Genomic DNA, 24,311 nt, shown 5'->3' on the forward strand with positions numbered 1-24,311 from the left:
ATCTCCGAAGTTGGGCGAGACGCGCTCAGGCCCAGACGTCGCCGAGCAGGGCGAGCCAGTTGCCGCCCATGACGCGCTCGATGCGGGCGGCGGGCCAGCCGCGCCGCTCCATCGCGGCGGTGAGGTTCGGGAAGTCGCCGATGACGCGGAAGCCTTCGGGGTTCAGGACCTCACCGAAATCCGTGAGCTTGCGACCGTCACCCTTGTCGTGGGTGATGTAGTCGAAGAAGGCCTGTCCGTAGCCCTGGGTGAAGTCAGTGCCGATGCCGGTGTTCTCTTCGCCGACCAGGTCGATCACGTACGCGATGGCGTCGAGATAGTCCTCGATCGTCGCGGCCGCGCCCCGGGCCAGGAACGGCGGGAACATGGTCACGCCCACGAAGCCGCCCCGCTCGGCGATGAAGCGCAGCTGCGCGTCCGTCTTGTTGCGCGGATGATCCTTCAGGGCGGCGGGCAGGCAGTGGGAGTAGGCGACGCGTCGCTGCGAGGCGCGGATCGCGTCTTCGCTGGTCTTCGGTCCGACATGCGAAAGGTCGCACAGGATGCCGAGGCGGTTCATCTCGGCCAGCACGTCGCGGCCGAAATCGGACAACCCGCTGTCGCGGGACTCGTAGCAGCCCGAGCCGACGAGGTTCTGGGTGTTGTAGGTCAGCTGGACGATCCGTAGGCCGAGCGCGTGGAACAGCTCCAGGTACTCGATGCGGTCCTCGATCGCGCTGGTGTTCTGCCAGCCGTGGATGATGCCGGTGCGGCGCTCCGCCTTCGCGCGGTGGATATCGGCGACGTCGTGGACCGGGGTGATCAGGTCGGCGTGCTCGCGGAACCAGCGCCGCCAGCGGGCCATCGTCCGCATGGTCGTGGCGAAATCCTCCCAGACGGAGCAGGTGCAGTTGGCCGCCGTGACGCCGCCACGTCGCATGTCGGCGAAGACCTCGGGCCCGAAGTCGGAGACGATCAGCCCGTCGATCACGATCAGGTCGTCGTGCCGGATGGCCATGGGGCGTCCTCTCAGAGTTCGACAGGGACGAAGTGGCAGGCGTCCGGCGGGACGGCGACGTGAACGCGCGCGCCGGGTTCGAGCATGGCCGGGCCGCCGGTTGCAGGGGTCGCCCGGCGCGCCGTCAGGCACAGGCCGGACGGGGTCCGCAGCCTGTACTCGACGGCAAGACCCCGGTAGGTCGCCGCCTCGATCTCGGCATCCAGCGTGTCGGGCGCGGTGTCCGCGCCGGAGGGCGTGATCCGGACGCGCTCGGGCCGGATCGCCAGGACCGTCGCCCCGCGGCCGGCGCCAGCGACCGGAACGCGGATCGCGTTGCCGTCGGCGAGCCGGAACGTGCCCGGTCCCTCCACCGTCCCCGGCAGGAGGTTCGTCACGCCCATGAATTCCGCCACGAAACGCGAGCGTGGCGCACCGAACACCGCCTCCGGGCTGCCGTCCTGCTCGATCCGCCCGGCGCGCATCACGACGATACGGTCGGCGATCGAGAGCGCCTCGTCCTGATCGTGCGTGACGAAGATCGTGGTGATGCCCATTGCCTTCTGGATCTGGCGGATCTCGAGCTTCATCTCCCCGCGCAGCTGCGCGTCGAGGTTGGAGAGCGGCTCGTCTAGGAGCAGCACCGAGGGCTCGATCACCAGGGCGCGGGCGAGCGAGACCCGCTGCTGCTGGCCGCCGGACAGCTGCTTGGGCAGCCGATCCGCCATCGCCGACAGGCGCACCCGGTCGAGCGCCCGAGCGACGCGCGACGCGATCTCGGCCCGGGGAAGGCGACGCATCTCCAGGCCGAAGGCGACGTTCTGGGCGATGCTCATGTGCGGGAACAGGGCGTAGCTCTGGAAGCCGAAGCCGATGTTGCGCTTGGCCGGCGGCAGACGGGTCACGTCGCGGCCGCCGATCAGGATGCTGCCGGCATCCGCCTCGACGAACCCGCCGATCATCCGCAGCGTCGTGGTCTTGCCGCAGCCCGAGGGGCCGAGCAGGGCGACGAGCTGGCCTTCGGGCACATCGAGGGTGATGTCGTCCACGGCCGTGAAGCTGCCGTAGCGCTTGATCAGGGAGCGAAGGGCGACCGTTGTCGACATGGTCCGATCTCCGGGCTGTCAGGTAGCAGTCTCAGCAGGCAGGCTCAGAATGCAGTCTCAGAAGGCTTGGGCGAGACGCGCGTAGCGGTCGCTGACGAGGAGCGCCGTCCCGACGATCAGGATCTGGACGGCGGCGACGGCCGCGACCGTCCCGTCGAGGTTCCATTCGAGGTAGTTGACCAGGGCGATCTGCAGCGTCGTGCGTCCCGGGCCGACGAGGAAGATCGACTTCTCCAGATCGATGAACGAGATCACGAAGGAGAACAGGGCGGCCGCGACGATCGCGGGCCGGATCGCCGGAAGGGTCACGCGCCGCAGCACGGTGAGCGGGTCGGCTCCGAGGCTCGCCGCGGCCTCCTCGATCGCCCGATCGGCCGACGCGAGGGACGCGCTGACCAGACGGATGGTCCAGGGCAGCGCGATCAGCGTGTGCGCCACGAGCAGACCGCCGAGCGTGCCGGCCACCTGGATGTCGAGCAGCGCCTCGACCTCGATGAAGGCTATGAACAGGGCGGCGCCGCCGACGATGCCGGGTACGACCATCGGTGCAAGCAGCAGGGCCTGCACGGCGTCGCGGCCGGGGAAGCGGCCGCGCACCAGGCCGAGGCTCGCCGGCACGCCGAGGGTGAGGCTCGCCGCCGTGGCGAACAGCGCCGTCTCCACACTGGTGACGAAGCCATCGCGAAAGGCGTCCGTGTCGAGGGCGCGCGCGTACCAGTCGAGGGTGTAGCCGCTCGCCGGGAAGGCGAGGATGCGGTTGGCGAAGAATGACACCCAGACGATGACCACCAGCGGCAGCACGATGAAGACGAGGACCGCGCCCGAGATGGCGCCGTAGGTCCGGCGGATGCCTGCGCGCGACATGGCCCTACTCCGACCAGCGCCGGTAGCGGCGCTGTACGAGGACGTTGGCGGTGGTGGTCAGCACGAGGGTGACCGTCATCAGCACGAAGGCGAGGGCCGCACCGAACGGCCAGTTCATCGCCTTGGCGACCTGCTGGTAGACCTCGGGCGCCATCATGTGGAATTGCGGTCCGCCGATCAGCACCGGCGTGGCGTAGGCGTTCATCGACAGGATGAAGCACAGCATCGTGCCAGCGAGCAGCCCGGGCAGCGCGAGGGGCAGCACGACCCGCCGCAGGATCGTGAGGTGCCCGGCGCCCAGACTCTCGGCCGCCTCTTCCAGGACCGGATCGATCCGCTCGAGCACGCTCTGCAGCGTCACGATCATGAAGGGCAGCGTCACCGAGACGAGGCCGATCACCACGGCGCTGGGGGTGTACATCAACCGGGGCGGCGTGAGCCCCATCCCGGAGAGCAGGGCGGCGAGAAGGCCCTTGTCGCCGAGAATGACCATCCAGGCGGCGGTGCGGACCGCGTTGCCCATGAGGAGCGGCAGGATGATGAGGATCAGGAGCTTCGACTTCCAGCGTGGCCCGACCTGCCGCACCAGGGCATAGGCGACCGGGAAGCCGAGCACGAGGCAGATCAGCGTTGAGAGGGCCGCCACCCAGAGGGTCGTCAGCAAGACGTCCCGATAGAAGCTGTCGTGCAGAAACTTGGCGTAGTTGGCGAGGGTGAGCCCCTCGACCATCAGCTCACCGGGGACGAACCGGTTGAAGCTGTAGCGGAGCATCAGGGCGAGCGGCCCGAGAAGCGCCAGGACGACCAGCAGCGTGCCCGGCAGGACGCCGCCGACCCCCGAGGGGATGCGCGGCCGGGCCCGCGCTGCGCGATCGAGCGCCAGGACCTCCGAGCGTGCGAGGGTGGCCATCGGATCAGCGCGCCATCGTCTTGTTCCACCACTCGAGCCACTCGGCGGTGTTCTTCGAGACGTAGGCATAATCCGGGAAGTTGAGGTGCTCGCGCTCCTCGGGGGAGAAGTCGATCCGGGCGCGCAGCTCGGGGCTCAGCTCGGCCGCGCCGTTGGCCGGCGCGTAGAAGCTCGCCGCGGCGAGCTCGGCCATCGCCTTCCGGTCGAGCATCGCGTTCAGGTAGACGTAGGCTCCGTCTGGGTTCGGCGCGCGCTTCGGCATCCCGGCGCCGAAGGTGATCGCGATCGCGCCCTCCTTCGGATACTGGATGGCCAGCGGCGAGCCCTCGCCAATCCATTGCAGGCCGCGGGCCTTGTAGTTCAGGGCGATGTCGACCTCGCCGGTGGCCAGCGCCGCGCCGAGCTGCTGATGCGCGGCGTAGAGCCGGGGCTGGACCAATTCCTTCAGCGCGACGAGCCGCTCGCGGCCGGTCTCGACGCTCGTCAGGTTGCCGCCCTGGATCAGGCCGGACATCATCATGTAGTTGAAGTAGAGCTGATTGGTCAGACCGAGGCGGCCGGCCCACCTCTTGTCCCAGAGTTCCGCGTAAGATTTCGGCGGATCCTTGATCTTGTCCTTGTTATAGATAAGCACCACGCCACTGTAGAGCCACGGGACGAAATAATCTTTGCGCAGGGCCGGTACCACGTCGCCGTAGTTCGGGATGCGCGACCGGTCGAGGTCGGCCAGCACGTCCTGCTTCATCATCTCGAACCCGTCCGAGTCGTTCAGATGAATCACGTCGATGCTGCCCCGGCGCAGGCGGCGCTCGGCGAGGAGCTTGGCCTTGCGCTCCGGTTCCATGCCGAGATCGCGCACGACGGTCAGTCCCTGCGCCTCCACCAGGGGCGTCTCGACGAAGCGCACCGTGCGCTGGTTCCAGTCGCCGCCCCAGTTGGAGACGACGACCGTTCCGGCCGCCGCGCGCGCCTCGCGTCCCGCCCCCGCCGTGAGGATGGCCGCCGCGCCGCCGAGGAGCGCCTGCCGGCGCGTCGGCGAGAATCGATCGAGAGACAAGTCAGCACGCATCGGCTCACACTCCTGCATGGGCGGCGGGTCGAGGATCGGATCGCGTCGGACGATGGCCCGGGTCGTCAGGCGGCGTTGCGCAGCCCGACCTCGTCGAGGTAGGCGACGCAGCGCTCCAGCGGCTCGACGTCGGCGAACTTCGCGTCGATATCGAAGAGGTTCCAGGCGACGGCGCCCGGCACGCGGTCGCCGATGCACTCGCGCACCGCGATGGTCCGGAAGCCCTCGGCGAGACCGTCGCAGAGCGTGGTGCGCACGCAAGCCGAGGCGGTCACGCCCGTGACCAGGATCGTGTCGACGTTGTTGGCGCGCAGGAACCCGGCAAGGTAGGTCCCGTGAAAGGCGCTCGCCCGCTTCTTCACCAGGACCTGCTCGCCCGGCACCGGCTCGATGCGGCTGTCGATCGCCCAGAGCTCGGGCTTGTTCTGATCCACGACCTCGACCGGGATCTTGCGGTGCCACAGGCCCATGTCGGTCTTGGGGCTGTCGACGTCGGTGACCTGGTAGCAGGTGGTGACGTGCACGACCGGGTGGTTGTTGCGGCGGCAGGCGGCCAAGAGCGCCTGAACTCCGGGGATGATCTGCTCGTCGATGTTCTCGCAGGTGAAGGGATTGCCCGGCCGCGTCCAGGCGTTGGCGAGGTCGACATTGATTAGGGCGGGACGCCGTCCGAACCCGACGCGGCGCTGGAAACCGCGCTCCTTGTACAGAGCGCGCGCCTCCGCGAAGGCCGCTTCGAGAGCGCTGTCGAGTTCGGTGTTGAAAGCCATCTGCCTCGTCCCTTGCATCGTTCGTTCCAGCCCGCCGCAGCGGGGATGGAGAGAGGATGTTGCAGACGGCCTCCGGTGTGAAATGATGAGTTTGGCGTGATTGATACGGATTTGGACATCAATGCGGTTTGACGTCAGGCACATCTCGAGCTGCCTTGTGCTGGCGCAGGAGCTTCATTTCGGGCGGGCTGCGCAGCGCCTCGCGACGACGCAGCCGGGTCTCAGCCGGCTCGTTGCGGAACTGGAGGCCGAGGTCGGCGTGAAGCTGTTCCGCCGTACGACTCGAACGGTCGAGGTGACGGAGGCCGGGCGTGCCTTCTTGGCCGAGTGTAGGATCGGTATCGACCATCTGGAGCGGGCCGTGACGCTGGCGCGGCGCACGGCGACCGGCATGGCCGGCGTCCTGCGCGTCGGCTACATGGATTTCGCGATCAACGGCCGGTTGCCGGAGCTGGTCCGAGCGTTCAGCGAATTTCGACCGGCGATCCGGCTGGAGCTGTCGCACGTGCCCTCGCAATCCCAGCGCGAGGCCCTGCTTAACGACCGCATCGACGTCGGCTTCACGCTCAGCGCGGTCGAGAACGAGCACTTCGAGAGCCTGCTGTTCGACCGCGACTCCTATGTGGCCCTGCTGCCGGTGACCCATCCACTCTCGAACGCGCGCAGCCTGACCCTCAAGGATCTCGCCGGCGAGCCGTTCGTGCTGGGGTCTGGCGGGAGCTGGAGCGCCTATCGCGAAGCCTTCTTCGCGATTTGCCATCGGCGCGGCTTTCACCCGACCATCAGCCAGGAGGCCTCGTCGAGCGAGGGTATCTTCGGCCTCGTCGCGGCGGGAACTGGTGTGAGCACCTATGCGAGCTGTGTGCGCAACGTGCAGCGGCGCGGGATCGTAATCCGCTCCCTCGACGACGTGCCTGATACCATCGCAACCTACGCCACTTGGATGAAGCCGGCCCGATCCACCAGCCTTGAAGCCTTCACCACCTTCCTGGCGACGGTGTGGGGCTCGGCGCCGGCGCGTTCCAATACGCGGTCGAAGTTTTGAGAACACAAACGGAGGTGGGTTGCCTCTGCTCTCCTGCGGCACAGGGCAACGCCGGACGCCGGTCAAGAGTCACATTCAAAGGATAAGATGTAAGCCCGAGCCGTTTTGTCGAATATCTCATAGCGTTGTTAACTTCAACCTATCGATCCAGCTCCCGTGATGTCCGCTTCGGAGATATGTTCAAACTGTGCCGCATGACTGGGATGGGCGCAAAGCGGAAGAGCCGCTTCGGACCTCAAGGCTTCCCGTACCGAGGCCGGCACATGATACGCCGCTTCAGATATCCCGAGAACGCCAAGCTTGAATTACTCAACCCTTCGATAGAGCCCTCTCCCGACCGGAAATCCGATGAACTCTCACGGTGCGGTGGCAACATCCGACGAGCCTCGGATGAGCGATCCAGGGGTGAGGTCAGCATGCCCTCGAGGGCGGCAATGACGACCTTCTACCGGCCTCGTGGAACGACGGACGCTGTCGATAGCAGACGACCGTAGACGGCAGACCGCGAAGGAAAACATATTCCCTCGAGGAACACATGCGAATGAATTCAACGGTCTGCTTCAGCTTCCCAAGCTGAATGTCGTCGGTTCGATCCCGATCGCCCGCTCCACCTAACTCATTGTAGCTTTTGAGATTTCTCGTGCCCTGACCGGCCGAGGTGTTCCCCATGTTCCTCATGGTGTTCCCCGCCGTTCCCCATAGCGTTGAGAAGCCCCTTCGGCTCGGCCGAGGCCTGCCTGCGGGATCGAGCTTGGCGGTAGGAGTGCCGATCTGCTGCGGGCGGACTCATCGGGCCGCAGGCGAGACTGAACCAGAAAATTTGCTCAGACGAACAGGCCGGCACGAGCAGGGCTTCAGCTGCCGCTCTCGAGGCGCTTTGGCGAGCGTTCGGCTCTGCGCCATCAGCGGACTTCGACGCACCGCCCGGACCCGGACATTCACTCGAAGCTAGGCGAGCGTCCGATCTCGGCCCGTGTCGGCCTTGCGGCAAGTCATCCCATACGTCCCGAAGCGGTCATTTTGGGGGAGCGCTCGCTGGACGCTCTGCGCCGTGGTCGCGCAGCATCGGCGTGAAAATCGCGGACTCTCGAGGTTCACTCCGCTACAGCGTCTTTGGGCCTGGCCAGAGATACCGCATGACCGTATCGAGTGACGATGACCTCGTGGGGCTCAAGACGATCGGACGCATCGTCGCCGACACGCTCGAGGTGATGGGCCGAGCCATCGAGCCCGGGATCACTGAACGAGAACTGGATCAAATCGGCCGGGACTACCTGAGCGCAGCCGGTGCTCGTCCGGCTCCCGAACTGGTCTACGGCTTCCCGGGCGCGACCTGCATCAGCGTCAACGACAAGATCGCGCATGGCATACCCGGCGATCGTCGTGTCCGGGCGGGCGACCTCGTCAACATCGACGTCTCCGCTGAGAAGGACGGCTACTTCGCGGATACGGGCGCGTCGTTCGCTGTGCCTCCGGTGGCGCGTGCGGTTGAAAGGCTCTGCCGAGACGGGCGTCGGGCGATGTGGACCGGGTTGCGTCAGGTTGGCACCGGCATGCCGTTCGCTGGCATCGGTCGAGCGGTCGGCACCTTCGCTCGGCAGAACGGCTACACGCTCGTGCGCAACCTCGCCAGCCATGGGGTCGGTCTGTCGCTGCATGAGGAACCGACTGAGATCGCGACTTGGCCCGACGCCTCCGAGCGGCGGGTCATGACGGACGGGCTCGTCTTCACCGTCGAGCCATTCTTGTCTCTCGGCGCGAACTTCGCCGAGGATGGTGACGACGGATGGACCCTGTATAGCCAGCCGAGAGCACCAACCGTGCAATACGAGCACACGGTTGTCGCAACCCGCAACGGTCCATTGGTTCTGACGGTCCCGTCGCCCTAGCATCGGCAGCAGCCCAAGCCTGCCGATCGGGCATGTCCGCACAATTATGGCTTGGCGGGCCGCGAGTTCGTTAGCAGCGTCGGCTTTCGAGCTCGCGCTCCTCGTAAGCGGACGGTCGCAAAACCACCCATCCCAGCCGTTCAGCGGCACCTACCGATGAGACCGGTATTGGCGAAAGCCGCTATTCCGATTTGGAGGAGGTTCGCGGGAAAGCGGACGCTCTTACCACTTCAATCACGTTGCAGAGACAATCTTGCCACCGATCCTGGAAGCAGACGCTCTGGCTGCAGCGGTGGTGAGCACTCAGCTGTTCCCACGCCGCCATAATCTTTGACTCTGCCTCGTCGACGAACAGGCCCGCCTGTGCCCGGACGCACCGGTTAAAATATAACATAGGGATTCGCATCGTCTGGTCGGTACGCAGATTCGCAATTTAGCTCCGACGCGCGGTTTATCGCGGCGATAACGTCGTCAGTACCCGGTTTTCCGGCGCATCGCCTACTTCTTCTACGCCTGGAGCCGCGCGCCGAGATCTATGGCATCGGTGAGGTGGCTTTCGGCTGCCGAGAGCGCGTCCTGGCCTGCCGCGGTAATCGTCCACTCCGCTCGGTCCCATGCATCAATGCGCCCGGTCGGCACAACGAACCCACGCCGCGCCAAGCTGAGCAGGCTCAGGTCGGCCATGTAGAAGCGGTTCTCACTCACTGAGAGCCGGAGCTTGTAACGGTCCCGCGAGCTCAGCGTAATTCGGCGAGCAGCCATCTCGCGTTTCCTTTCGCTTCCGACACCGGATCCCGGACTCTCCCGGACCCGCGGCTTCTTTCAGGGTTCAACCCCCGGTGCGGCAGTCATGTTCATGATCGGGGTTCAGCGCAGCCACGATGAAGATGATCGTGGAAAACAAGGGCGCCTTCCCCTCGGCCCCGCGAATTCAGGTAACCATTCGAGCAGGTTGGCAGAGGCACTCCGGCTGACGCCGAACTGCTTTTCAGCACGACGAGGCAGCCTATAGTCTGAGACCGATTCGATGATGTGAACCTTCATGGTCGCGTGCGACCGGTTCTACTCACCTGGCCTGAAAACGCGCCTGAATGCCTGGATGTAGGCAGGGCTACGACTGCCGCTAGACCCATGGAGATCATCCTTGGTCTGACCGTCGGCCCGGCTTGATCAAGACCTCACTTGCCCATGCCCCGAGATGATTGTAGGAGACCTTAACGGGCCGGTCATTGTCAGACTCGTGATGGGCGTGCTTGAGGGTCGCGGCCCTCAACCCGCGGGCACCGACAAAAGGGACGTCCCGCGCCAGAGGGATGCCCGTTCCGGCCCATTTGCGCCTGCGATGAACCCGAACGCGCGGCCCTTGTTCTCGATTCAAGTGTTTTTGCCTGAGTCTGGAGAGCCTTGAATGCGCGGTGCCCCGCTCAAAATCGCGACGCTGGCTGTCCTTCTCGTCACCGGCGCCTCGCTACCCCTAGCGGCGGCCTCGTCGGCGGTGCAGTCGGATGCACCCGCGACACCGTTCATCGAGGGACCCGAGCCGGGAACTATACGTGCCTCCGAGATGATCGGGGTTCCGGTCATCGGAATGGATCATGTCGAGATCGGCAAGATCGAGGACGTTTTGGTCGACGGAAGCGGGCAGGTCCGCGCCGTGATCATCGGCGTCGGCGGTTTCCTGGGCGTGGGCGAGAAATATGTGGCGCTTCCTTTCGACCAGCTCGGCTGGAACTTCAGCGATGTGCCGCTGATGGACGGACCGAGTTCGGTCGTGACGCCCAAGACGGCGCCCAGCGCTGAGGCAGCCGCGCAGGTGGGGCCGGATACCATGCCGGGTGCACGGACAACCCGCGACACGCTCGGCGCAGTTCAAAATCAGCATAGCGGTCGCGTGACTGGCGCGACCGGCTCAGTGGAGGCACAGCGGCCCAGCAGCACGACGGCCACGGTCCTCGTTGGCGACAAGCCGTGGCGCGCCGAGGTCCGCCTCACCCGGGCGCAGCTGCAAGCGGCTCCGGCCTTCCGCTCCGGAAAATCTCGCCCTTAGCCGTCCATGTTTGACCAAAGGAATTCTATGAGAAGCGCCATCCTCACCGGGTTATTATGGACTTCGGGCCTTCAGGGGTCCGTGGCTCAGCAGACCAACCCAGCCCCGCCAATTTCGGAAACGGGCCCTTCGCAATCCAGCTCGGGAGCAGCCACGGCCGCGGCGATAGACTTCAACTGGGTTTGGCTGAGCCTGCTCGTGGCCGTCGTGGTCCTGGGTCTCTGGTACATCGCGCGTCGACGCCAATCCGGCCCTCCAACCCGCTGATGTCGAGTTAGCGTGTTACGGACGCGGCACTCGGGAAGAACAGCGGCTCGCCGTCGTCCTGGAACAATGCCCAAACCTGTGTTGATGATCAATATTAGACGCGTGCGCCGCCCCGACTATGGCTCACCATCTTGTATCCGACGCCCAAAAGCCAAACCGATCGCAGCTAGAACCGCCGCGGCTGGCGGTGGGGACTGTGCTATAGCGGGGCGATCCATTTGAAGCGGAGCCCCGATGACCAGCTTTGCGCGGATCCTAGGCGTGATCGCCGTCCTGCTGCTCTGCGGCGCGCCGGCACGCGCGCAGATGCGCGGCCACGGTGGTCCGGTCCGGGCGCTCGCCGTGACCGCCGACGGGCGCCTCGCAATCTCGGGCGGCTTCGACCAATCCGCCATCGTGTGGGCCATCGAGACCGGTGCCGCGCTCGGCGTGCTGCGCTTCCACGACGGTGCGGTGAACGCGGTCGCCGCACTGCCGGACGGCCGTTTCGCCACGGCCTCCGAGGACGGGCGGATCGCCCTGTGGCGCCTGGGGCGCGCGGAGCCGGAACGGGTGCTGGAGGGCCATACCGGCCCGATCGTCGCCCTCGCGGTCTCGCCGGACGGCCTGTCGCTCGCCTCCGCCTCCTGGGACGGCACGGCCCGGATCTGGCCGCTCGCCGGAGGGGACAGCCGGCTGCTCGATCCGCACCGCGGCCCGGTGAACGCGGTGGCCTTCCTGCCGGGCGGCGCGCCGGTCACGGCCGGCGCCGACGGGGCGGTGCGGATCTGGGCGGCCGAGGGCACATCCCAGGTCATCGCCACCGCACCCACGGGCCTCAACGCCGTCGCGGTCGCTTCGGACAGCGAGATCGCGGCCGCCGGGGCCGATGCGATCCTCCGCTTCGTTCGAGCCGACGGCTCGGTCCGGGCCGCCGCCGAGCTCGGCCCGAACCCGGTGATCGCCCTGGCCCTGTCTCCGGACGGGACCAGGGTGGCTGCCGCGACGGCGGGCGGGACCATCGCGGTGGTCGACCGGGCGACGGGTCAGGTCCAGCTGCGGCTCGTGGGGCCCGGCCTTCCGGTCTGGTCGCTCGCGTGGCGTCCGGACGGGGCCGAGCTCCTCACGGGTGGCGGCGACCGCCTCGTCCGGCGCTGGGACGCGAAGAGCGGCGAACCGATCGGCGCGCTGATCATGCGGCGCCCGGCCGATCCCCTCGCGGTCCGGCAGGGCGGCCGGGGCGCCGAGGTGTTCGGGGCCTGCGTCGCCTGCCACACCCTGACATCCGACGCGGGCGAGCGGGCCGGGCCGACGCTCGCCGGCCTGTTCGGCCGCCGCATCGCCAGCGTGCCCGGCTACCGGTACTCGAACGCGCTGAAGCGGCTGGACATCGTCTGGACGCCCGAGACCGTCTCACGGCTCTTCGAGGTTGGCCCCGCCCGCTACACGCCCGGGACGAAGATGCCCGAGCAGACGATCGGCAACGACGCGGACCGCGCGGCGCTGATCGAATTCCTCGAACGCGCCACCGCGCTTCGCTGAGGCGCCCGTCAGCCGCCCGCGCGCGCGCGCAGGTAATCCTCGGTCGTCCGGGGCTTGTCGCGTTCCGGCGCCGCGTGCGGATCGAAGCCCTGGTTCACCGCGACCTCGACGCGGCAATCCTCGCACATCGACAGCGCTTGCAGGCGCGCCTCGCCGCCCGCCCCGCTGAACATCCAGTGCCGCTCGCGCAGCCGCTCGACGATGCGCTCGATCGTCGAGCGCGTGCCGAAGGGCTTGGCGCATTGCGTGCAGCAGAAGGGCTCTTCCTCCTTGACGACCCGGCGGGGCGCCGCCCAGGCCGCGAAATCCACCTGCGGACGCAGGGCGATGACGTCCTCGGGACAGGTCGCCGCGCAGAGGCCGCACTGCACGCAGAGGCTCTCCTCGAAGCCGAGAAGCGGCTGCTCGGCACTGTCGGAGAGGGCGTGGGTCGGGCAGGCGCTGACGCAGGCGAGGCACAGGGTGCAGTCCGCGACCCGGAAATCGAGGCCGCCGAAGGGGGCGCCGGCCGCGAGCGGAACCCGGTCGACGGGTGCCGGGGCGGCACTGTGCAGGCCGCGGAAGGCATGGCGCAGCACCTCACGCTTGTTCCCCAGAAACAGCAGACCGGCCGGCACCGCGGCTGGCCGCCCCAGCCTGGCCTGCCGGAGGGCGGCGCCCAGCAGATCCGGGTCATCGGTCTCGATGGTCTCGACCACGCGCCCGCCGTCCTCCGCACCGTAGCCCAGCGCCTGCGCCAGCGTCTCCCCGAGGGTCAGGGTCCGGTACAGGGGTTCGAGGTCGTGCTTGGCACGAGCCCGGACCAGGACCCGGATTCCGGCCGCGCCGTAGGCGAACAGGGCCGCGATCACCTCCGGTCCGATCTGCGTGACCTCGTTGACCTGCACCGGCAGCACGTGGGCGGGGAGGCCGTCGCCGTAGCGGCCGAGCGCGTCGATCAGCGGCTCGCCGTGGTCGCCATCGTGGAGCAGGACGAGGGCGTTCTGCCCGCCCGCCGTCCGGTAGGCGCGCATCAGGCTGCGCAGCCGGCGCATCAGCGCGTCGGAGGTCGGCAGCGCGTAGGCGGCGGCCCCGGTCGGGCAGAGTGCGGCACAGGAGCCGCATCCCGCGCAGACGTATGGGTCGATGTGCACGGTGTCGCCCGCGGGCGCGATCGCGCCGGTCGGGCAGACATCGAGGCAACGCGTGCAGCCCGTGATGCGGGAGCGGCTGTGCGCGCACAAGTCGCCGTGGAAGTCGATGAAGCGCGGCTTGTCGAACGTGCCGACCAGATGGGACGCCTCCGCCAGCACGCGCTCGACGGCGGCCGGGTCGCCGGGATCCGCGCGCAGATAACCGCTGCGCACCGCGTGTGCCGGAAACAGCGGCGCGCCGGCCGAGAGGTCGATGACGAGGTCGCAGGTCGACACGGCCCCGTTGCGCGGCGCGCCGAAGACGAGATGCGTGCGCGAGGACGGGGCCGGGAGGGCATAATCGTCGATGCCGAGCTCGAACGCACCGAGGTACCCCTTGGCGGTTCGGATCGTGCCCTGCAGGACCGGGAAGGCGTTGCGGTGCAGCGGCGAGATCTCGCCGGGGCGCGTCAGCAGGACGGTGATGTCCAGATGCTCGGCGAGCCGCCGGCCGGCCTCGACCGCCACCTCGTCCTGCCCATAGATCAGGGCGACGCCGCGGCTCTCCAGGGAGACGGTAGCGGCGTCGGGGAGCGGCTCGGCCGCCGCGGCGAGCAGAGCGGCCATCTTCGGTCCGGCCGCCGCGGCGTCGGACGACCAGCCGGCGGTTTCCCGGATCTTGGCGTAGACCACCCGGTCCTCCGCCCCTGCCTCCTCGGCGACCTCGTCGAACAGCGGCGCCTGGAGCGTGCAGGACACGGTGACGGGCCGCCCGGTCGCCAGGGCCTCCCGGAAGCGATCAAGCTCGCGGCCGCAGAGCTGGTCGGCGGTGCGAAGCTCGCCGCCGCAGGCCTGGCCCAGGGCGGCGGTATCGAGGGACATCGTCCGCTCGCAGGAGCAGGCGAATACGAGGCGGTCGGACAAGATCGGACCCGGGTACAAGTGCAAATGGATGGCCCCTTCGCGCGGCGGGGCCCGTCCCTTATACTCGAACCATTCGAAACAACGATCCGGCATGCGGGCGCAGGTCGCAACCCTGTCCCGCACTCTCATCGGCCCCCCGCCAAAGCCGCTCCATGACTGTCCCTGTCGATGCCGGCCCGTCGAGGCTGGTCCTGCCCCCCGGCTTCAGCGCGCGCGCAGCGGAGCCGCCATCCGACGCGCACGCGGAAGCCTGCCGGCTCGCCGCGTCGGGCGAGGCGGACGCGGCGACGCTCGTCCTGGGCCGGCGCGACGACCTGATCGACTTCGCCGTGGTGCTCGCCCCGGCCGAGCCGCTCGCCACCGCGCGCCGCGCCCACTTCGCCGGAATGGTCGCCCTGGCGAATGCCGTCGGCGCTTTCGGGCCGCCGGAGATCCCGGTGACGTTCACGTGGCCCGGGACGCTGCTGTTCAACGGCGCGCGCCTGGGTGGCGGGCGCCTCAGCTGGCCTGAAGCGTGCCGCGAGGATGAGGAGCCGGACTGGCTGGTCTTCTCGGGCATGCTGCTCACCTCGAAATTGGCGGCGGGCGACCCCGGACACACGCCCGATTCCACCGCCCTGGAGGAGGAAGGTTTTGGCGCGAACCTGCGCGTGCCCCTGGTCGAGAGCTTCGCGCGCCACCTGACCAAGACCTTCGAGATCTGGCGCGAGGACGGCTTCGACCGTGTCGCGGCGCTTTACCTCGCCCATCTGCCGCGGGAATCCGGTGTGCGGGCCGCGATCGAGCCGGGCGGCGACGGACGGCTGACCTGGCCCGATGGGCGGGTCGAGCACCTCCCGCTGCGCGCGAAGCTGGAGGCGCCGGACTGGCGTGATCCGAAGACCGGCGGGGTCCGGCTGTGACGCTCAAGCTCCCCCGAACCCTGCGGCTCGATCCCTCCGACACCTTCGTGTTCGCGCAGGCCGCCGAACCCGGAGAATGGGCCGTCACCGGGACCTTCCTGTTCCTCGACGGGGATCCGTCGCATCTGACCGGCAAGGCCCTGACGGCCTTCCGCTCGGGGTTCGTCGGCGTAAGCTCGCTCGGCTTCTCCACCCTGGTGGTGGTGAGCGCGGCGAGCGAAGAGGAGCGCGCGGGGGCCGAGGAGCTGCTCGCCCGCCACATCCACGAGCGCTTCGGCGCGCCCGACCGGGAGGCCGCCCGTGCGGCTGCCCGCGAGGAACTCGACGTCGCCGCATCCCTCTGCGATCTGCCGGTCGGCAGCGTCGTCGCGCTGCGCCGCGTCGCGACGGACGGGGCGATCCGGGAGGATTTCCGGACGCTGCACCACCGGCCCGGCCTCGACCGGTCCCACGGACGCGCGTTTCTCTTCGTCGAGGACGACGAGCCGGAGGAACAGGCCGACCTCGTCGGCCTTCTGCGTGATACGACGGCGGGACGTTAAGCGGATGACCGAGTTCTGGGTCTCAAGCGGCCACCACCTCACGCAGCGTACGGCCGGCGGCGGCCTCGCGGTCACGGACGAACTGATCCTCGCGTATCTGGCGCGGCCCGAACTCGTGCCGCCGGACGACGCCTGCGCGTCCGAGATCGCCCTCCATGCCGCCCTCCTGGACGCGCCCCGGCGGCGCGTGGAGCCCGCCGAGATCGCCGCCATCGCCGACTCCGACGCTCGGGAGAACTGGACGGTGATCCTCGCCTTCCGCGATCGACTGCTCGCGGCCCGCTCCGTGGAGGCCGGATATCTGTCGCTCGTGCGCGGCGACCTCCAGGGCGTGCCGTCCCTGTTCCTGAACCAGCTCGTCCACCTGATCCTGCGCAACGCCCTCGACGGCTGCGACGATCCCTTCGTCCTGCGCGCGGCCGAGCTGTTCTTCCGCCCCCAGCGCGTGAGCTTTCACGAAGGCGCCGTGCTCCTGGCCGATGCCGAGGTGATCGCCGCCCGCGAAGGCAGTGCGCCGCTCTCGCCCCTGCTGACGATGCTGGGCAAGGAGGCGGCGAACGAGCTGGACGTGCTGACGGCCGAGAATGCCTGGACGTACTGGAGCCGGTCGGACGCCTTCACGATGGCGCTCAATCTCGGCTCCGATCCCCGCAGCCGCGCGGGATTGGCCCGGGTGATCGAGACCTTCGTGGGCCACCTGCTGAACGTCGCGGTGCGCGTGACGCCCCTCGACCGGCTGGAGGACCCCGACTGGCGCTGGTTCGTCGGTCTCGACCAGGAGGCGACCCGCATCGGCAACGCGCTCTGGCGCGGCGACACGCTCGATGCCGGAACGCGCGAGCGGGTGCTCGCCGTGTTCAGCCTGACCTTCGACGACCCCGCGCAGGTCCTGCCGACAGTGGGGGATCGCCCGGTCTACCTCCTGCTCGCGGCGGCGCCGGATCGCAGCGTGCAGCTCAAGCCGCACAATCTCGTCGTCGGGTTGCCCCTCGCCGAAGGCCGGGAGGCCGCCTGACATGTCCACGACGCCCGAGCATCGTTTCGAGGTCGGCATCATCGTCGCGCGGCGGCGCCTGACCGGGCCCTGGGCGAGCCATGCCTGGCTCCCGGTCGGGGCCCTGCCGGCGGCGGCGGCCGCCTCGCCCTGGACGAAGCTCTCCGAGACCGAGGACGAGGCGACCTTCTATGCCGGCTCGTACGAAGTCGCGCTGCATCCGGGCGAGACCGGGCACTACCGCGACAATCTCGTCTCCGGGCGCCCTTCCCTCTGGGTCGCCCTGCGCAACAACGGCGACGAGACCTACGCGGTCGCGAGCGTCACGGCCGACCCCTATGAGGGGGAATCCATGGCCGAAGGGGTCGGCGAGATCGTCGAGCCGGTGCCGATGCCGCCTGAGGTGCAGGCGAAGCTGCTGGCCTTCTTCGAGGCCTTCCACGTCGAGCGCAAGTTCGAGAAGCGCAAGCGCGACCGCGCCGATCCCGAGGCGCTGGCCCACCGGGCGCAGGGGACTCGGGAGCGGCGCGAATGAGCGAGAATTTCCTCTCGCGGTGGACCCGGCGCAAGCGCGCCGTGCGCGCGGCCGCCCTGGCGGAACGGGCCGCGCCGGCCGTCTCCGCCAGGGCGCCTCTCCCGGAGCCGGACGCGGAAGGCGCCGAGGCGGATCTCATCGCGCCGCAGACCGGCCCCGAGGCGCGGCCGCCGGAACCGGAGCCGGCGGACGATCCCGTGCTGGATCTCCCCTCCCTCGAAGCCCTGACCGCGGAGACCGACCTCGCCCCGTTCCTGCGGGCCTGCGTTCCGGTGGCCCTGCGCAACGCGGCCCTGCGCCGGATGTGGTCGCTCGACCCCGCCATCCGCGACTTCGTCAGCGAGGCGCGGGAATACGCATACGACTGGAACAGCCCAGGCGGCGTCCCCGGCCTCGGCCCGCTCCTGCCGAGCGACGAAGTCCAGGCGATGCTCGGGCGTTTGCTGGGCGGGGCCGCCAAAGCGACGCCGGTGCCGGGTGAGACCCGTGACAGTGAGCCCGACGGTTCGCCGGAGCCCGGCCAGACGCCGGAATGTCCCCCGGCAGCCGATCGCGGTACGCCCGGACCCGATCCGCAGGAGCAAGCGCCGGCCCTCTCCGCCCCGGCGGCCACGGTCCAGCAGGCCGCTCCGGCCTCCCCCGATCCGGAGCGCGGGCGCGATGCCGTGCCTGCGGCCGAGCAACAGGAGCCGAGTCCGGGGCCGCGCCTGCGGCGCCACGGCGGCGCGATGCCCAATTCGAGCTAGGAGATTTGGATTGCGGGAGATAAGAACCCTTCTTAATCTTGTTCCAGAGAGTGAGATCGGTACGATCTCGGGCGAGTAGAAAACTCCAGTGGCGTCGGCGTTCGGACCTGTGGAATCGGAGACGCTCGGCGGCGGCCGCGTGGACGACGTCGATGGGCTCCGCGCGCGGCACTACGACCTCCTGGCCGTCCTGCTCGGACGCCCGCCCGGCCAGGACCTGCTCGATACGCTCGCCGGCCTCCCGGGCGGCGACGGGATCCTCGGCCAGCACGTCGCGGATCTGAGCCGCGCGGCGGCAGAGGCGACGGGCGCGGGGGTCGAGCGCGAGTTCTTCGCGCTGTTCATCGGCGTAGGCCGGGGCGAGCTTCTCCCCTACGCCTCCTACTATCTCACCGGCTTCCTCAACGAGCGCCCGCTCGCGCTGGTCCGAGAGGATCTCGCGGCCCTCGGCCTCTCGCGGGACGAGGCCATGAGCGAGCCGGAGGACCATTTGGCCTTCCTGCTGGACGTGATGGCGGGGCTCGCCGGCGGGCGGTTCGCGGCCGAGCCGGCGGCACAGGCGCGCTTCTTCGGCCGGCATCTCGCCCCCTGGGTCGAGCGCTTCTTCGGGGATCTCGAGCGGGCGAAGAACGCGCGCTTCTACCGGGCGGTGGGGGGCCTCGGCCGCACCTTCATGGAGGTGGAGGCGGAAGCCTTCGCGATGGATGCGTGACGGGGATGCAGGTCGTGGCGGTCGGAGCGTGACCGAAACGCCTGACGTGGGTTTCTCATCAAGCGGGTGTCGCTCAGGGAGTTGGATGATGCGGCAGGATCCAAAGACGCTCGGTCGTCGCCAGTTCTTCCGGGCGCTCGGCGGCAGCACCGTGGCGGCCGCCGCGGCGGTCGGGTCGCCGATGGCTGCGACGGAGGCCCAGGCCTTTGACCCGGGCCAGGACGAGACGCGCAGCCGGTACCGCCTGAGCGACCACGTGAAGGCGTTCTACCGGACCAACGGCTACGAGACGCTCCTGAAGAATCCCGATCCCGCTCCGGGAACGAAGTGAGGCTGCCATGCTGACGAAGCGGAAGAGCGGCGAGGCCAGCCGCAGCAAGCATCAGGCGGTCGCGGCCGGTCTCGCGGCCGGCGTGCTCGATCGACGTGCGTTCCTGCGCAAGTCCGGGCTCACCGCCGGCGCGCTCGCCGCCGCGGGCTCGATTCAGCTCGGCGCCGTCCGCAGGGCCGAGGCGGCCGGCTCGTCGGCGGTCGGGCCGGGGACGGTCATCAAGAAGAACATCTGCACGCACTGCTCGGTCGGCTGCACGGTGACCGCCGAGGTCGTGAACGGCGTGTGGGTCGGCCAGGAGCCGTCCTGGGCGAGTCCCATCAACCGCGGAACCCATTGCGCCAAGGGGGCCGCCATCCGCGAACTGGTCTCGTCGGACCGCCGCCTGAAATATCCGATGAAGCTCGTCGGCGGCCAGTGGCAGCGGATCTCCTGGGATCAGGCGATCGACGAGATCGGCGACAAGCTGCTGCAGATCCGCGAGAAGTGGGGCTCCGATTCCGTCTACTGGCTCGGCTCGGCCAAGTACACGAACGAGGCCGCGTACCTGTTGCGGAAATTCGGGGCGTTCTGGGGCACCAACAACGTCGACCACCAGGCGCGCATCTGCCACTCGACCACCGTGGCGGGCGTGGCGAATACCTGGGGCTACGGCGCCCAGACCAACTCGTACAACGACATCCGCAACGCCAAGACCATGATCATCATGGGCGGCAATCCCGCCGAGGCGCACCCGATCTCGATGCAGCACGTGCTGTCCGGGAAGGAGATCAACCGCGCCAACCTGATCGTCATCGACCCCCGTTTCACCCGCACGGCGGCGCACGCCACCGACTACGTGCGCATCCGCTCGGGGACCGACATCCCGGTCGCGTGGGGCATGCTCTGGCACATCTTCCAGAACGGCTGGGAGGACAAGGACTTCATCCGCCAGCGCGTCTACGCGATGGACGACGTCCGCAAGGAGGTCGCCAAATGGACGCCCGAGGAAGTGGAGCGCGTGTCCGGCGTGCCGGGCGAGCAGCTCCGCCGCATCGCGGAGAAGTTCGCCAAGGAGAAGCCCGCCACCATGATCTGGTGCATGGGCAACACGCAGCACACGGTCGGCACCGCCAATGTGCGCGCGCTGTGCATCCTGTGCTTGGCCACGGGCAATGTCGGCAAGCCGGGCACGGGCGCCAACATCTTCCGCGGGCACACGAACGTGCAGGGCGCGACCGACCTCGGCCTCGATGTGACGACCCTGCCGCTCTACTACGGGCTGGTCGAGGGTGGCTGGCGGCACTGGGCCCGCGTCTGGGAGGTGGACTACGCGTGGCTGCAGTCGCGCTTCGATGAGGTTCCCGCGGTCGCCGGCCGCAAGGCGCGGTCCCGCAAGGAGAACATGGAGACCCCGGGCATCACCTCGACCCGCTGGTTCGACTCCGTGAACCTCCCGCCCGAACAGATCGATCAGCGCAGCCCCACGCGGGCGATGATGATCTCGGGCCATGGCGGCAACACCGTCACGCGGCTGCCGGAGGCCCTCGAGGGCCTGAACAAGCTCGACCTGATGGTCGTCGCGGACCCGCATCCGACCACCTTCGCGGCGCTCGATGCCCGGCAGGACAACACCTACCTGCTGCCGATCTGCACCTCGCTGGAGATGGACGGCTGCCGCACGGCGTCCAACCGGTCGCTGCAATGGGGCGAGCAGATCGTGAAGCCCGCCTTCGAGTCCAAGAACGACTACGAGTTCCTCTACCTGCTCTCGAAGAAGCTCGGCTTCGCCGACCCGATGTTCAAGAACATCAAGGTCGAGAACAACGTCCCCTTGGCCGAGGACATCCTGAGGGAGATCAACCGCGGCGGCTGGTCGACGGGCTATTGCGGGCAGTCGCCCGAGCGCCTGAAGGCGCATATGCGCAACCAGCAGAAGTTCGATCTCGTCACCCTGCGGGCGCCGAAGGACGATCCGGAGGTCGGCGGGGATTATTACGGCCTGCCCTGGCCCTGCTGGGGCAAGCCCGAGATCCGCCATCCCGGCTCGGCCATCCTGTACAACACGGCTCTGCACGTGAAGGAGGGCGGCGGCACGTTCCGCGCGCGCTTCGGCACCGAACGCAACGGCGAGACCCTGCTGGCCGAGGATTCCTACTCCAACGGCTCCGACCTGACCGACGGCTATCCGGAATTCACCCTCGGCGTGTTCAAGAAGCTCGGGTGGGACAAGGATCTCACGGCGGACGAACTGGCGACGATCCTGAAGATCGGCGGCGACAAGCCCGACACGGTGAGCTGGGCGACCGACCTCTCCGGCGGCATCCAGCGCGTCTGTCTCGAGCACGGCGTCTCGCCGTTCGGCAACGGCAAGGCGCGCGCGAATGCCTGGAACCTGCCCGACCCGGTGCCGGTCCACCGCGAGCCGATCTACTCACCGCGCCCCGATCTGGTCGCCAAGTACCCGACCCGGCCCGACGAGCGGCAGTTCCGCATGCCCAATATCGGGTTCTCGGTGCAGAAATCCGCGGTCGAGCGCAACGTCGCCCGGGACTTCCCGATCATCCTCACCTCGGGCCGCCTCGTCGAGTACGAGGGCGGCGGCGAGGAGACCCGCTCCAACCCGTGGCTCGCCGAGCTGCAGCAGGACATGTTCGTCGAGATCAACACCGGTGACGCGGCCGAGCGCGGCATCAAGGATGGTCAGTGGGTCTGGGTCACGGGCGCGGAGAACAACTCCAAGACGAAGGTGAAGGCCCTCGTGACCGACCGCGTCGGGAAAGGCGTCGCGTTCATGCCGTTCCATTTCTCCGGCTGGTACCAGGGCAAGGACATGCGCGACTACTACCCGAAGGGCACCGACCCGGTCGTGCTCGGCGAGAGCGTCAACACCGTCACGACCTACGGCTTCGATCCCGTCACCGGCATGCAGGAGACGAAAGCCACCCTGTGTCAGATCCGAGCGGCCTGAGAGGAGCGACCTGATCATGGCGCGCATGAAGTTTCTCTGCGACGCGGATCGTTGCATCGAGTGCAACGCCTGCGTCACCGCCTGCAAGAACGAGCACGAAGTGCCGTGGGGCATCAACCGGCGGCGGGTGGTGACGCTCAACGACGGCAAGCCCGGCGAGCGCTCGGTCTCGATGGCCTGCATGCACTGCACCGACGCGCCCTGCGCGGCCGTGTGCCCGGTCAACTGCTTCTACACCACCGCCGACGCGGTGGTGCTGCACTCCAAGGACATCTGCATCGGCTGCGGCTACTGCTTCTATGCCTGCCCGTTCGGCGCACCGCAGTACCCGCGCGTCGGGAACTTCGGGTCCCGAGGCAAGATGGACAAGTGCACCTACTGCTCGGGTGGCCCCGAGCCCGATCTCTCGACCGCCGAGTACGAGAAGTACGGTTCGAACCGGCTCGCGGAGGGCAAGCTGCCGCTCTGCGCCGAGATGTGCTCGACCAAGGCCCTGCTCGCGGGCGACGGCGAGATGATCGCCGAGATCTACAAGCAGCGGGTGATCAAGCGCGGGTACGGCTCGGGGGCCTGGGGCTGGAAGACGGCCTATCGCGAGACGATCGCGATCTGATGTGGGGCTGCTCCTCGGCTGAGGGGCGCGCCGGAACAGGGACCGCGGCAGCGTCCGCGGACCGCTCGACCGATCTGAAAGGAACGCCGATGCGGCGGGCATGGACGATTCTCAGCACTCTCGTCCTGGCAACGGCGCTCTGGACGGCACCGGGTGTCTGCGGGGCCGCGCAGGCGCAGAACCCGATCCAGGCCGATGGCCGGAACCCGACGGGGGCGAACCCCACGGCGGATTCGATCAATGAGGAGCTTCTGTTCCGGCAGGCCCCCAAGATCAGCGGGCGCATCAGCATCCCGGACGGCAAGGCCGCCAACCTGATCCAGCCGCAGGGCCGCACGTACCAGATGTTCCGCGAGGGCTGGCTGCCCTGGATCGGGGCCCTCGTGATCCTCGGCATGCTCGGGGCCCTGGCGCTGTTCTTCCTGTGGCGCGGCCGCATCATCACGGATCACAGCCAGGAATCCGGCAAGAAGATCCTCCGCTTCAACGCGTTCGAGCGGTTCACGCACTGGATGACGGCCGTGTGCTTCATCATCCTGTCGCTGTCCGGCCTGAACTACATCTTCGGCAAACGGCTGCTGATGCCCGTGATCGGACCGGAGGCCTTCGGCGCGCTGGCCCAGTACGCGAAGTACAGCCACGTCTATCTCGCCTGGCCCTTCATGCTGGGTGTCGCCTTCATGATCGTCGTCTGGATCCGGGACAACATCCCGAACCGGATCGACTGGGAGTGGCTCAAGGCGGGGGGCGGCTTCATCGGCAGCAAGCACCCGCATGCGGGCCGCTTCAACGCGGGCCAGAAGGGCGTGTTCTGGATGGTGGCCGGCTTCGGCGCCGCCATGGGCGCCACCGGCCTGATGATGCTCTTCCCGTTCGCGCTCGTCGACGTCAACGGGATGCAGATCATGCAGGTGATCCATTCCCTGATCGGCATCGTCTTCATCGCCGGTATCCTGGCCCACATCTACATTGGCACGCTCGGGATGAAGGGCGCCTACGACGCGATGGGCAGCGGTCAGGTCGATCTGGCCTGGGCGCGCGCGCACCACGACCTCTGGGTCGAGCAGGAGCAGGCCCGCACCGCCAGCGGCCCGCAGCTCGGATCCCGCCCGGCACCGGCCGAGTGACGGGCCGGGTTGGCCTCCCAGCGTCACACCGGATGCTCCGGACTCCTATCAGGGACCACTGACATGAAAGCTTTCATCGCCGCCGTCCTTGCCGCCGTTCTCCTGGGCGTCGCGGCCATGCTGGCGCTCACGAGCAATCAGAAGTTCGCCTACCAAGCGTTCGCCACCTCCGGTGCGCGGGTCTCCGAGCCGGGCACCAACTTGGTCGGCCCGCGTTGGAACGGCGACCCCGCTCCCGATGAGTTTGCCGGCGAGCCACATGGAAAAGCCGAGGGTGCCGCCTCGCAGCCGAAGCGTTCCTGAGGCCCAGCCTTCGAGCACCACTGCGACGTGACCAGGCTTTCAGGAGGAGCGCATCC

Annotated in this window: 24 protein-coding genes; 15 read left to right on the plus strand and 9 right to left on the minus strand. The window is 68.4% G+C overall.

Annotation, left to right across the window (positions count from 1 at the left end; all coding sequences use genetic code 11):
• Positions 1-25: 25 nt before the first annotated feature.
• The 6 genes from J3A75_RS22275 to J3A75_RS22300 form a co-directional block, all read right to left on the minus strand.
• A complete protein-coding gene (locus J3A75_RS22275; protein ID WP_209650770.1) occupies positions 26-997 on the minus strand; it encodes a dipeptidase in 972 nt (323 codons plus the stop codon).
• An 11-nt stretch (positions 998-1,008) separates the two neighbouring features.
• Entirely contained in the window at positions 1,009-2,082 is a 1,074-nt protein-coding gene (locus J3A75_RS22280) for an ABC transporter ATP-binding protein (protein ID WP_058607804.1), read from the minus strand.
• A gap of 57 nt (positions 2,083-2,139) precedes the next feature.
• Positions 2,140-2,946, minus strand: coding sequence for an ABC transporter permease (locus tag J3A75_RS22285; protein ID WP_058607805.1), 807 nt, complete (start codon positions 2,944-2,946; stop codon positions 2,140-2,142).
• Positions 2,947-2,950: 4 nt separating this feature from the next.
• On the minus strand, positions 2,951-3,856 hold the full coding sequence (locus tag J3A75_RS22290; protein ID WP_083374370.1) for an ABC transporter permease: 906 nt from the start codon (positions 3,854-3,856) through the stop codon (positions 2,951-2,953).
• Positions 3,857-3,860: 4 nt separating this feature from the next.
• Positions 3,861-4,925, minus strand: a complete 1,065-nt coding sequence (locus J3A75_RS22295; RefSeq protein WP_058607806.1) for a PotD/PotF family extracellular solute-binding protein — start codon at positions 4,923-4,925, stop codon at positions 3,861-3,863.
• A gap of 65 nt (positions 4,926-4,990) precedes the next feature.
• A complete protein-coding gene (locus J3A75_RS22300) occupies positions 4,991-5,695 on the minus strand; it encodes an isochorismatase family protein (protein WP_058607807.1) in 705 nt (234 codons plus the stop codon).
• A 121-nt stretch (positions 5,696-5,816) separates the two neighbouring features.
• Between J3A75_RS22300 and J3A75_RS22305 the strand changes: the two genes are divergently transcribed.
• On the plus strand, positions 5,817-6,740 hold the full coding sequence (locus J3A75_RS22305) for a LysR family transcriptional regulator (protein ID WP_058607808.1): 924 nt from the start codon (positions 5,817-5,819) through the stop codon (positions 6,738-6,740).
• Positions 6,741-7,876: 1,136 nt separating this feature from the next.
• Positions 7,877-8,629: a type I methionyl aminopeptidase gene (map, locus tag J3A75_RS22310; protein WP_029357720.1), complete on the plus strand. Its 753-nt coding sequence runs from the start codon at positions 7,877-7,879 to the stop codon at positions 8,627-8,629.
• Positions 8,630-9,136: 507 nt separating this feature from the next.
• Here map and J3A75_RS22315 read toward each other — a convergent pair.
• Entirely contained in the window at positions 9,137-9,391 is a 255-nt protein-coding gene (locus tag J3A75_RS22315; RefSeq protein ID WP_209650771.1) for a hypothetical protein, read from the minus strand.
• 376 nt (positions 9,392-9,767) lie between these two features.
• Positions 9,768-10,007, minus strand: coding sequence for a molybdopterin-guanine dinucleotide biosynthesis protein MobB (locus J3A75_RS37400; protein ID WP_083374372.1), 240 nt, complete (start codon positions 10,005-10,007; stop codon positions 9,768-9,770).
• Between the two features lie 30 nt (positions 10,008-10,037).
• Here J3A75_RS37400 and J3A75_RS22325 point away from each other — a divergent pair, with 30 nt between their 5' ends.
• Positions 10,038-10,676, plus strand: a complete 639-nt coding sequence (locus J3A75_RS22325; protein ID WP_059408380.1) for a PRC-barrel domain-containing protein — start codon at positions 10,038-10,040, stop codon at positions 10,674-10,676.
• 501 nt (positions 10,677-11,177) lie between these two features.
• The gene (locus J3A75_RS22330; protein ID WP_058607796.1) at positions 11,178-12,464 is read left to right on the plus strand and encodes a c-type cytochrome; all 1,287 of its coding nucleotides are present in this window, start codon (positions 11,178-11,180) and stop codon (positions 12,462-12,464) included.
• Between the two features lie 8 nt (positions 12,465-12,472).
• Here J3A75_RS22330 and J3A75_RS22335 read toward each other — a convergent pair whose 3' ends face one another.
• Entirely contained in the window at positions 12,473-14,458 is a 1,986-nt protein-coding gene (locus J3A75_RS22335; protein ID WP_071000706.1) for a 4Fe-4S binding protein, read from the minus strand.
• A 194-nt stretch (positions 14,459-14,652) separates the two neighbouring features.
• On the opposite strand from J3A75_RS22335, the gene J3A75_RS22340 reads away from it, so the two are divergent.
• The 11 genes from J3A75_RS22340 to J3A75_RS22390 all read left to right on the plus strand — a co-directional run bounded on the left by J3A75_RS22340 (position 14,653) and on the right by J3A75_RS22390 (position 24,255).
• A complete protein-coding gene (locus tag J3A75_RS22340; protein ID WP_070999871.1) occupies positions 14,653-15,402 on the plus strand; it encodes a biotin/lipoate--protein ligase family protein in 750 nt (249 codons plus the stop codon).
• Positions 15,399-15,944, plus strand: a complete 546-nt coding sequence (locus J3A75_RS22345) for a DUF6505 family protein (RefSeq protein WP_070999872.1) — start codon at positions 15,399-15,401, stop codon at positions 15,942-15,944. Before J3A75_RS22340 ends, J3A75_RS22345 begins: the two co-directional genes overlap by 4 nt.
• Before the next feature lie 4 nt (positions 15,945-15,948).
• Positions 15,949-16,959 (plus strand): DUF6352 family protein, encoded by a 1,011-nt coding sequence (locus tag J3A75_RS22350; RefSeq protein ID WP_070999873.1) that lies wholly within the window; start codon positions 15,949-15,951, stop codon positions 16,957-16,959.
• Between the two features lies 1 nt (position 16,960).
• Positions 16,961-17,473, plus strand: coding sequence for a DUF3305 domain-containing protein (locus J3A75_RS22355; protein WP_053621055.1), 513 nt, complete (start codon positions 16,961-16,963; stop codon positions 17,471-17,473).
• On the plus strand, positions 17,470-18,219 hold the full coding sequence (locus tag J3A75_RS22360) for a DUF3306 domain-containing protein (protein ID WP_209650772.1): 750 nt from the start codon (positions 17,470-17,472) through the stop codon (positions 18,217-18,219). The genes J3A75_RS22355 and J3A75_RS22360 overlap by 4 nt, the downstream gene beginning before the upstream one ends.
• A 139-nt stretch (positions 18,220-18,358) precedes the next feature.
• On the plus strand, positions 18,359-18,931 hold the full coding sequence (locus J3A75_RS22365; RefSeq protein ID WP_245295798.1) for a molecular chaperone: 573 nt from the start codon (positions 18,359-18,361) through the stop codon (positions 18,929-18,931).
• A gap of 88 nt (positions 18,932-19,019) precedes the next feature.
• Positions 19,020-19,262, plus strand: a complete 243-nt coding sequence (locus J3A75_RS22370) for a formate dehydrogenase (RefSeq protein ID WP_059408429.1) — start codon at positions 19,020-19,022, stop codon at positions 19,260-19,262.
• 7 nt (positions 19,263-19,269) lie between these two features.
• Complete coding sequence (locus J3A75_RS22375) at positions 19,270-22,212, plus strand: formate dehydrogenase subunit alpha (protein WP_070999875.1); 2,943 nt, start codon at positions 19,270-19,272, stop codon at positions 22,210-22,212.
• Between the two features lie 16 nt (positions 22,213-22,228).
• On the plus strand, positions 22,229-22,825 hold the full coding sequence (fdh3B, locus tag J3A75_RS22380) for a formate dehydrogenase FDH3 subunit beta (RefSeq protein WP_012320149.1): 597 nt from the start codon (positions 22,229-22,231) through the stop codon (positions 22,823-22,825).
• Positions 22,826-22,914: 89 nt separating this feature from the next.
• Complete coding sequence (locus J3A75_RS22385) at positions 22,915-23,952, plus strand: formate dehydrogenase subunit gamma (protein WP_070999876.1); 1,038 nt, start codon at positions 22,915-22,917, stop codon at positions 23,950-23,952.
• Positions 23,953-24,015: 63 nt separating this feature from the next.
• The gene (locus J3A75_RS22390; RefSeq protein WP_012320151.1) at positions 24,016-24,255 is read left to right on the plus strand and encodes a hypothetical protein; all 240 of its coding nucleotides are present in this window, start codon (positions 24,016-24,018) and stop codon (positions 24,253-24,255) included.
• Positions 24,256-24,311 lie beyond the last annotated feature (56 nt).

Origin of the sequence: Methylobacterium sp. PvP105, from assembly GCF_017876975.1 — a bacterium.
Lineage (GTDB): Bacteria > Pseudomonadota > Alphaproteobacteria > Rhizobiales > Beijerinckiaceae > Methylobacterium > Methylobacterium radiotolerans.